Below are 9,153 nucleotides of genomic sequence, written 5' to 3'. Positions count from 1 at the left end.
GTCATTCTATATGTTTGAAACATGCCCAATCTAGTTATTTTTTTTTTGATATCACAAGATATTTTTAAATATACTATATATTATGCTTCATTTTTATTAGGTATTTGAACTTACAGGCCTTTTGGTCAGGATACCGACACAGGTCACTCGTTATTCGTTTACCATGTATCCAACTGTCTAACAATTAATAGTAATTATTACTATTTACTTGAAAATGGATATCCTCCGCTTACTTTCGATCCATGGAACCTACGAAATACAGATATAGTAAACAGAGAGAAACCATCCTCCAGGTCATTCGCAGCACTGTGGTACACCCCAATGTCGAGTGGATCTATCAAGAAACCCAAAAAGTAATTCCCAATATCAGCCTGGGCACAGTTTACCGCAACTTGACCCAATTAGTGGAGAATGGCCAGATCCTGAAGCTGAAAGATGAAGCCATGGTTCGTTATGATGGAAATACCCTTCACCATGACCACTTCCGGTGCACAAAATGCGGAAAATGGTATGATATTGAGATTCTGGATCGAAAAACGATCGAGTCCTTTAATCAAAAATATAAATTTGAGATAAAATCGGTTAATCTTGAACTTGAGGGTGTCTGCGAAAACTGTTTAAAAGCCTAAGCTAATAATGGATCGGCCGGGGTAGTAAAGACAACGCATATGTTGTCTTTACTACAGCTAAAACAATCAAAACTCGATATTATAACCTTGACTGCCCCAACCCATAATTCCCATGCGTAGATTCATGACATCTTTATAGCCGTGATCCAATAGGATCTTGGAAGCAGTGGTACTACGATTACCTGTGGCACAATAGATGAGAACGGGTTGATTTTTATACATTTCCAGTTCCGGATAGCGTTTCTGAAGTTCCTGCAGGGGAATCAGAGCCGCCCCTTTGATATGGCCTCCATTGAATTCCCGTTTGGTTCTAACATCCAGCAGAAAAGGAGGGTTATTGTTGATCATCCTCCAGGCTTGTTCAGGCGATAGCTCAGAATAGTTGGCCTGTTCAAGCTCGATCACAATCAACATACCGGAGCGCTCTCCAATGGAGAACTCATATTTTCCAGTCTGCTTCATTTTGAAATAGGGTTGTTCTATCGAATTGTCCTTGAGGACAGTACTCAGGTCAAGTTGCGGAATGAGTAGTTGATATTCTGATCGTGAATCATCACCATCATTCAAATCGAATTTGAGGTAATCTCCGCGATAAACAGTAAGCTCTAGCGGCTCCCCAGTGACCGTGAGATCAAGGTGACGATAACCGCCATGTACGCACCCTGAAATAGCTGCATTGGGTGACTGACGCTCAGTGACCTGTGGTTTACTATCACCCACACAGTCAAACAGGGTGACTCCAACAATCAATATTAAGAAAAATAGCTTCTTCATGGATCCTCCTGAATTGTAGATAACCCGTAGGTCTAATGGTGACAAACTATATTTAATTGTAAGAGTTGTTACCTTTACAAATTTTCCATAATACTTCTTGATAACAACTATACGTAATTCTATATTATTTACGTTTTTAATAACTTATAACGGAATTCGTACATTTTATGCCCCATCGAATACTCCCAAACCTTAAGCCTCCTGATTTCCAAGATCGCCCTCAAAAAGAAGGTGATATCCTCCGCACTGCTGAACAGCTCTTCATGCAGTTCGGCTATAATCGTGTCACCGTTGAGGAGATCTGCCGAGAAGCCAATGTTTCAAAGGTCACTTTCTATAAATACTTCTCCAATAAATTCGCAGTGCTGGAAGATTATATGGGCGAGCGTTATAAGCTTAGTATGGAGACGTTTGAAAGAATCAGAACTGCTGATGCGAATCTCCAGGAAAAAATGCAAGCTATGGTAGCCATGAAGGAATCTGCGGTCAGTCATTTTACACCTACCTTTATGCGTAGTCTCATGGGTGCTGATGCTGACATCGTTGCACTCATGAATAGCTGGACAGACATGGGTATGCAAGCAATGAGGCAATTCTTTATTGATGGCCAATCCAGTGGGGAGATACACCCTGATTATAGTGTAGATTTTTTACTCCATGTCTGGACGATTCTGGGAGCAGATGCCCAATCCGAAACCATGTTGGCAATGTATGGTGATAACCTATTAAAGCTGTCCAGAGACTTCATGAATTTCCTCTTCTATGGTACTTCTGGCCCGCCTGCGGAAGATGCCACTCAATGAGAACCCTCTTTCAGTTACTGGTCAGCATAATGACCTTCTGCTCCCTTGTCGTAGGATCAGATAACCACCTTTCCCATGATATACGAGGACAGATATCACTGATCCATGCCAGTTCATTCGATGGTTCATTTGACCATAGCCCTTCAACGCTACGCTATATTCCACAGCTCCGTCTGGACCATCAAGTAACTGACCGAATCCGCCTGGGATTTGATGGTGCTCTGGAGCTGTTCGCCAATGCACAGGGCGATTCACTCACCCGATCAGATTATGATTTTTACCGTCTCACACTACGTTACGACTCTCCTGCAACCCAAATTCGCCTGGGTCTTCAAAAGATTAACTTTGGTCCTGCCCGCATGCTGCGCGTATTGCAGTGGTTTGACCAATTGGATCCCCGGGATCCACTGGCACTCTCTCCCGGGGTCTGGGCAGCCATGGGGCGTTACTATTTTGAGAATGGAATGAATCTCAGACTCTGGACTATGACAGATGCACCCAACACCTGGCGAGACATCATGAGCACCCCCAGTGAAAAACCATGGGACACGGGTGGACGTCTGGAATACCCACTCCCTGCAGGAACATTTGGAATAACGATGCATAGCCTTGATGTATGGAATGCTAGTGGTATTAAGGAAAACCGATTGGCTGGTGACTTTCGCATGGATGTGGTCATCGGGATCTGGTCGGAAGCCATGTTCTCTCGAGTAGAATTGCCCTCAACCAAAATTGACATTATTACAACCATGGCGGGCATTGATTATACATTTGTTTTGGGAAACGGTCTCTATGTCGCACTCGAAATGCTATCAAGTAACCAGGGATCCCTTACCAATGAGATGCAGTGGCAAGTACGATCGCTGGCATTGATGAGCACCTATACACTGAGTCTGGAGGATGGCTTAACAGCATATCTTTATGCCATTCAATCCCCAGATTTAGAGACCCAATATATGCCCATGCTGGGCTGGCAACATAATCGGGGAAACTGGTTATTCTATCTGGCCCTCTATGATATGCCTGAAACAATTAGAGGTGGTGCAATGGCACTACCTGCAGGTACTGGTCTTCAACTCAATATTGCCTTCAATCACTAATATGCGTTTAAAGGAATAAAGGAAATTACTATGAAGAATGGAATGCTGATCCAAACACAAGGACTTGTGAAACGCTATCCCGTTGGAACCGGTCACTTCACGGCTCTCAAAGGGGTCGATTTCAATGTTGATGCAGGTGAATTTGTAGGTATAGTCGGACCTTCTGGATCTGGCAAAACGACCCTGCTAAACATCATTGGAGCGTTGGATGCTGCCTCTGAAGGAAAAGTCGAGGTTCTGGGAAAAGACCTGGCCACACTTTCAGGAGCCCAAGCTGCCCATCACCGAAGTGCTTTTTTAGGATTTATCTTTCAGACCTATAATCTCCTTCCCGTTTACACGGTATTTGAGAACGTGGAATTTCCATTACTGCTACTGACCATAGGTAAAGAAGAACGTAAAAAAATGGTTATGGAAGCCCTGGAATGGCTAGGCATTGCGGACAAAGCAGACAGCAGGCCCAAAACGCTATCGGGAGGAGAAAGTCAACGGGTGGCTATTGCCAGAGCCATGGTAAAGAAACCTCAACTCGTTCTGGCGGACGAGCCCACTGCCAATCTGGATACAAAGAATAGCCATCATATTTTGGACACCATGCTGAAGCTGAATAAGGATCTTGGAACTACCTTTGTTTTCGCTACCCATGATGAAAAAGTCATCAGCTACCTCAAACGAAAAGTAACTCTGGTAGATGGTGCCATTCAGTCAGATGAAACAACAGCCTAAGGAGGCTTGTTATGGTACTATTTAAACTCGCATGGCGAAATCTGGTTGGAGCCGGTTTACGAACCTGGCTTAATGTACTCGTTCTGGCACTGGCATTTATTCTCATGATCTGGGGTAAAAGTGTTGTGGATGGTATGGCGTATCAGCTCTATGATGCCATGACCAATATTGAGTTCGGCAAAGGTGGGCAAGTTTGGAATAGTGAGTATGATCCATTAGATCCACTTACTATTGAAGATGCGCATTCGCCCTACCCTGAAGAATTAAAAGCCTTGATTAAATCAGATGATGCAGCAGCAATACTGATACGTCAGGGCACAATTTATCCAGAGGGTCGCATGCAAACCATCTTGGTCAAGGGCATAAATCCCAATCAGAAAGTGATGGATCTGCCTACCAACCAAATTGTCGCAGGCGCAACAGGGCTTACACCAGCTCTCATTGGACAAAAGATGGCCGACAAAACCGGTCTTGAATCAGGTGACCTACTCACAGTACGCTGGCGCGATGTTGCAGGGACCTTTGATGCTCGCGAGATAGAGATTGTCCATGTCATGAACACTGTGGTCCAAACGGTGGATAGAAATCAAATATGGATACCAATCTCAGATTTGCAGAATATGTCACGTATGGAAGGTGAAGCCACTATTATCGCGCTCACCGAACCATTTGAAGGCACTCCCAAAAGTCCTGCCTGGGTATACCATGATCTTGACTTTTTGCTCAGGGATACCAAGGACATGATCACTGCTAAGAACGTAGGCGGCGATATCATGTATGGTATTCTCTTTGCCATTGCTCTCCTGGCAATTTTCGATACACAAGTGCTTTCCATTTTCAGGCGAAAGAAAGAAATGGGCACACTCATGGCCATGGGGCTTACCCGTGCCAAAGTAATTGGTCTGTTCACTATCGAAGGCAGTCTGCATGGTATTCTGGCATTTACCGCAGGATTCATTTTTGGCTTCCCACTCTTCTATTATATGGCTGTGCATGGCTATGCTATTCCAGGTGGTACTGAAGACTTCGGCATGGCGTTGGGAAATAGAATCTACGCTAAATATGGTGCAGGATTGGTTGTTGGGACCACCTCTTTACTCTTTGCCACCGTGGTTCTGGTAAGCTGGCTCCCCACCCGCAGGATTTCCAAACTTGCACCAACTGACGCACTGAGAGGGAAATAGCATGTTTCAATTTTTAATGAAAGGGATGCTGCGAGACAGGCATCGCAGTCTACTTCCCAGCATCGTCGTTACCCTGGGTGTTTTTCTAACCGTCTTCATGTATGCCTACATGAAAGGTATCATGGGAGATATGCTCAATAACAGTGCTCGTATGGAATCAGGTCATGTGAAGATTACGTCACTGGCTTACCGCGGCGAGGTTGATATTTTACCAAATGATCTAGCCATGGAAGACGGAGCTGGGATGCTGGTTATGCTCCGAAATAACTATCCCGAACTCAGTTGGTCAGAACGGCTGAAATTTGGTGGTCTGTTGGACGCTTTTGATGAAAATCGTGAAACCAGAGCTCAGGTAGGAGTCGGTGGTATTGGCATTGACTTCTTCGGTCCTGACGATGCCGATAGGACGAGGTGGGACCTTGAGACAGGCCTCAGAGCCGGGACCCTTCCACAACAGTCTGGCGATATTCTCATGGCTGAACTTCTAGCCAAACAAATGGAAATATCTGTTGGTGATGATGTCACCTTGATCTCAGCCACCGTGAATGGCTCCATGAGTTTACAAAACTTCCATGTTGCCGGGTTGATCCATTTTGGAACACCTCCCCTGGATCGCAGCATGATCATGGCAGATATCGGTGATGTAAAACAGATGCTGGATATGGGCGACTGGAGTTCAGAAATCCTGGGTTTCTTTCCCCTGTCTTATTATGATGATGCATTGGCAGCTGCTCTTGTTGACACTTTTAACACAATGCATTGTGATCCCCTGTTCATGGATAATGATTCTATGGCCTTTGTTGCGAATCTGGAACATGATGAACACATCGATCGTTTTGCCCCCTATATGGTAACTATGCTGGATGATTCCAATATGCGAGAATACTATGGCTATACGACAAAGGCAGGGAGTATTGTGAGTATGGTGATGATCTTTGCCATGGGAATCGTGCTATGGAACACTGGTCTTATGGGTGCTATTCGCCGTTATGCTGAAATGGGTTTACGTCTGGCTGTGGGTGAATCCAAAGGTCACGTATACCGTAGTCTCATTATTGAAAGCATCGGTGTGGGTGTGCTTGGGACACTGATTGGGACAGCAATGGGGTTAGCTGCTAGCTACTGGCTACAAGAGGTAGGCATTAACTTTGGGGATATGATGAATAATGGCACCATGCTGATGCCAACAATTGTTCGGGCTCGCATAACTCCTGAAGCCTTTTATATCGGATTTTTCCCTGGTGTATTGGCTACCCTGTTGGGGGCTGCACTCTCTGGCCTGAGAATTTTTAAACGTGATACATCAAGCCTGTTTAAGGAATTAGAAACATGAGAAATCTAGCTGGATTCATTTTGATTTTCACCCTGCCAGGACTGCTTCTGGCACAACCAGATGTTGAGGAAATCCTCAAGCGGATCGATCAACAGATGGTCACAGAATCTTCTGAAGCTACGGCAACCATGGTCATCACGAATCGTCGGGGTCGTGAGACGCGTATCACAAGTCGATCCTGGTCACAAGGAGAGGCAACTTCTCTGGTGGAATATCTTTCGCCGGCTCGGGAAAAAGGGGTAAAAATGCTCCGCCTCGATGATGTTCTCTGGATGTATTCACCCCAGGCTGATCGCGTGATCCAGATCAGTGGACACATGCTACGACAAAGTGTATCCGGTTCGGATCTCTCCTATGAAGATATGGTGGACAACGGCAAATTGTTGGACATCTATGATGCAGCTCTTGTGGGTGAGGATGTATTCATGGATCGTCCCTGCTACCTGCTTCGCCTGCGGGTAAAAGAAGGGGTTAAAGATATTGCCTATGCCCAGCGTAAGGTCTGGGTGGATAAAACGCGATACTTGCCATTAAAGGAAGAGCGTTACGCCAAAGATGGAACCACACTGCTGAAGAACTTTGAGATCAGAGAGGTGATGAAGATCGGTGACCGCTGGTATCCCAAAGAAATGTATTTCAAAGATGTTTTGGCAAAAGGACAGGGTACCCGCTACATCGTGGATGATATCAAATTCGGAGTAGATATCCCCGATTTTATATTCACTAAAGCTTCTTTGAGAGAGTAATACTATGCGCCTTTTTAGAGGAATAATTATTTCAGGCTGGCTACTTTTCAGTTTTTCGGCTTGTACTCACACACAGCCGCCAATTGCCATTCCCGAATACCTCGAACTGGCCGAAGACAATCAAATCGAAATCCAAAAAGCACTGGATCACTACCAATCTGATCCCGAACCTCAAAAGTTGCAGGCACTGGAGTTTTTATTGGAACATATGAGTGGCCATTCCTATGTAGCGGTGGAACTTTACGACAGTCTTGACCAGGTCGTTCCCTTCTGTGTCACCGATTTTCCGGATTATAAAACCATGGTGGCAGGTATGGATAGTGTTGAGGTAAATATTGGTGAATTGCATTTTGACCGAAGTGTTACCCAAAAAGATCTGGAGACGATCACGGCTGAATTCCTGATCGAAAATATTGACTGGTCATTTCGAGCCTGGCAGGAACTCCCCTGGGCCAGTAATCTGACTTTCTCAGAATTCACAAACTATGTCCTGCCCTATCGCGGCAGCAATGAACCCATCGAGTCTTTCCGACCGCTTTTCTGGCATCGCTATGCCCAGAGTCTCATGGATTCAGCAATTGGAGATGACCCGGTAAAAGCAGCAACTCTGATCAATCAGGAGTTGAAAGAGTGGTTTAGATTCGATGAGCGCTATTATCGACACCCTACTGATCAAGGGGTTCAAGAAATGATGGAAATGAAACTGGGGCGGTGTGAAGACATGACCAATCTGGCCATTTCTGCCATGCGGGCCAATGGGATTGCCGTGACCAGTGACTACACCCCATACTGGGCTAATTCCGGAAACAACCACGCCTGGAATGCGGTACTGTCAAAGGATAAACAGATCATCCCTTTCATGGGCTGCGAAGCTGATCCTGGAGCTTATAGACTCTGGAACAAACTGGCCAAGGTCTATCGTAAGATGTACGCAGACCAGCCTGAGAATCTTACTTTTCAATTGGAGGAGTGGGAAAAAGTACCCCGTTGGTTATCCGGAAAAAGTTATTTGGATGTCACTGCCGATTATGTTGATGTAAGCGATGTCACTTTGGAGTTGGACTCGATTCCTGATAGTACACGCTTTGCCTATCTCTGTGTCTTTAACAGTGGTGAGTGGAGCGCCATTCATTGGAGTAAGATTAAGAACAATCAGGTCACTTTCACCGATATGGGTCGGGATATTGCTTATCTACCGGTCTATTTTGTTAATGACGATTTGATCCCGGCAAGTGCCCCCTTTATTTTAGACCTGGAAGGCGATCTCATCATTTTAGATGCGAGTCAAGGTACTCCTGACCAACACATCCAGCTCATTTCAACTACAAAACGCAAACTGGCCGTATCCACAGATGGAATTGTTGAGACTTTTTTCACGGAAGAGACTGAATATGAAATGTTTGTCTGGCAAGACGAATGGGTCAGTGTTGGAAAAGCGATTTCAAAGGACTCTCCTCTCATATTCTCTGTCCCGGAAAATGGCTTGTATTGGTTGGTGGAAACCGATAGCCGTCAGCAAGAGCGTATCTTCACCTGGGAAAATGGGGAGCAGGTGTGGTGGTAAGAAAGCGGAGAGGGGTTAGGTGTTGGGGGTTAGGTTGCCGAGAAGCCCATGACTTTAGTCGTGGGCCGCGGGTTGTGGGTCGTGGGTCACTGGTTTATTAAGAGATTAAGTTTCATCCAATTTTGAATATGTCCCAGTTCTTCCTGACAGATCTCATGCCCCATGGGGTATTCGTAGTGCTCAAACCGCACTGGCAGTTTTTCCCAGAGTGAGACGATCTGCCGACCATATTCGATGGGAATCACATTATCATGGGTTCCGTGTCCTGCAAAAACCGGCAGATCTTTCAAGGCT

Annotated in this window: 10 protein-coding genes; 8 read left to right on the top strand and 2 right to left on the bottom strand. The window is 45.4% G+C overall.

Annotated features, from left to right (window positions below):
• The first annotated feature begins 242 nt into the window (after positions 1 to 242).
• Positions 243 to 629, top strand: a complete 387-nt coding sequence (locus U9Q77_11600; protein ID MEA3288001.1) for a transcriptional repressor — start codon at positions 243 to 245, stop codon at positions 627 to 629.
• A 66-nt stretch (positions 630 to 695) separates the two neighbouring features.
• On the opposite strand, the gene U9Q77_11595 is transcribed toward U9Q77_11600, so the two are convergent.
• Positions 696 to 1,403 (bottom strand): rhodanese-like domain-containing protein, encoded by a 708-nt coding sequence (locus tag U9Q77_11595; GenBank protein MEA3288000.1) that lies wholly within the window; start codon positions 1,401 to 1,403, stop codon positions 696 to 698.
• A 167-nt stretch (positions 1,404 to 1,570) separates the two neighbouring features.
• On the opposite strand from U9Q77_11595, the gene U9Q77_11590 reads away from it, so the two are divergent.
• Genes U9Q77_11590 through U9Q77_11560 form a run of 7 tightly spaced genes read left to right on the top strand, consistent with a single transcriptional unit; the run spans position 1,571 to position 8,859 of the window.
• Positions 1,571 to 2,206 carry a TetR/AcrR family transcriptional regulator gene (locus U9Q77_11590; GenBank protein ID MEA3287999.1) on the top strand — a complete coding sequence of 212 codons (636 nt, stop codon included), beginning with the start codon at positions 1,571 to 1,573 and terminating at the stop codon, positions 2,204 to 2,206.
• Complete coding sequence (locus U9Q77_11585; protein MEA3287998.1) at positions 2,203 to 3,306, top strand: hypothetical protein; 1,104 nt, start codon at positions 2,203 to 2,205, stop codon at positions 3,304 to 3,306. The genes U9Q77_11590 and U9Q77_11585 overlap by 4 nt, the downstream gene beginning before the upstream one ends.
• A 30-nt stretch (positions 3,307 to 3,336) precedes the next feature.
• The gene (locus U9Q77_11580; GenBank protein MEA3287997.1) at positions 3,337 to 4,032 is read left to right on the top strand and encodes an ABC transporter ATP-binding protein; all 696 of its coding nucleotides are present in this window, start codon (positions 3,337 to 3,339) and stop codon (positions 4,030 to 4,032) included.
• Positions 4,033 to 4,043: 11 nt separating this feature from the next.
• A complete protein-coding gene (locus tag U9Q77_11575) occupies positions 4,044 to 5,216 on the top strand; it encodes an FtsX-like permease family protein (GenBank protein MEA3287996.1) in 1,173 nt (390 codons plus the stop codon).
• Position 5,217: 1 nt separating this feature from the next.
• A complete protein-coding gene (locus U9Q77_11570) occupies positions 5,218 to 6,549 on the top strand; it encodes an FtsX-like permease family protein (protein ID MEA3287995.1) in 1,332 nt (443 codons plus the stop codon).
• Entirely contained in the window at positions 6,546 to 7,295 is a 750-nt protein-coding gene (locus U9Q77_11565; protein MEA3287994.1) for an outer membrane lipoprotein-sorting protein, read from the top strand. The genes U9Q77_11570 and U9Q77_11565 overlap by 4 nt, the downstream gene beginning before the upstream one ends.
• A gap of 4 nt (positions 7,296 to 7,299) precedes the next feature.
• Positions 7,300 to 8,859, top strand: a complete 1,560-nt coding sequence (locus U9Q77_11560) for a transglutaminase-like domain-containing protein (GenBank protein MEA3287993.1) — start codon at positions 7,300 to 7,302, stop codon at positions 8,857 to 8,859.
• An 86-nt stretch (positions 8,860 to 8,945) separates the two neighbouring features.
• On the opposite strand, the gene U9Q77_11555 is transcribed toward U9Q77_11560, so the two are convergent.
• Positions 8,946 to 9,153 (bottom strand): phospholipase (locus U9Q77_11555; protein ID MEA3287992.1); only part of this gene is annotated, 208 nt, incomplete at its 5' end.

The organism is Candidatus Neomarinimicrobiota bacterium (assembly GCA_034716895.1).
In the GTDB taxonomy this organism is placed as follows: Bacteria; Fidelibacterota; UBA8477; order UBA8477; family JABMPR01; genus JABMPR01.
This window is presented reverse-complemented; position numbering and strand designations above follow the sequence as displayed.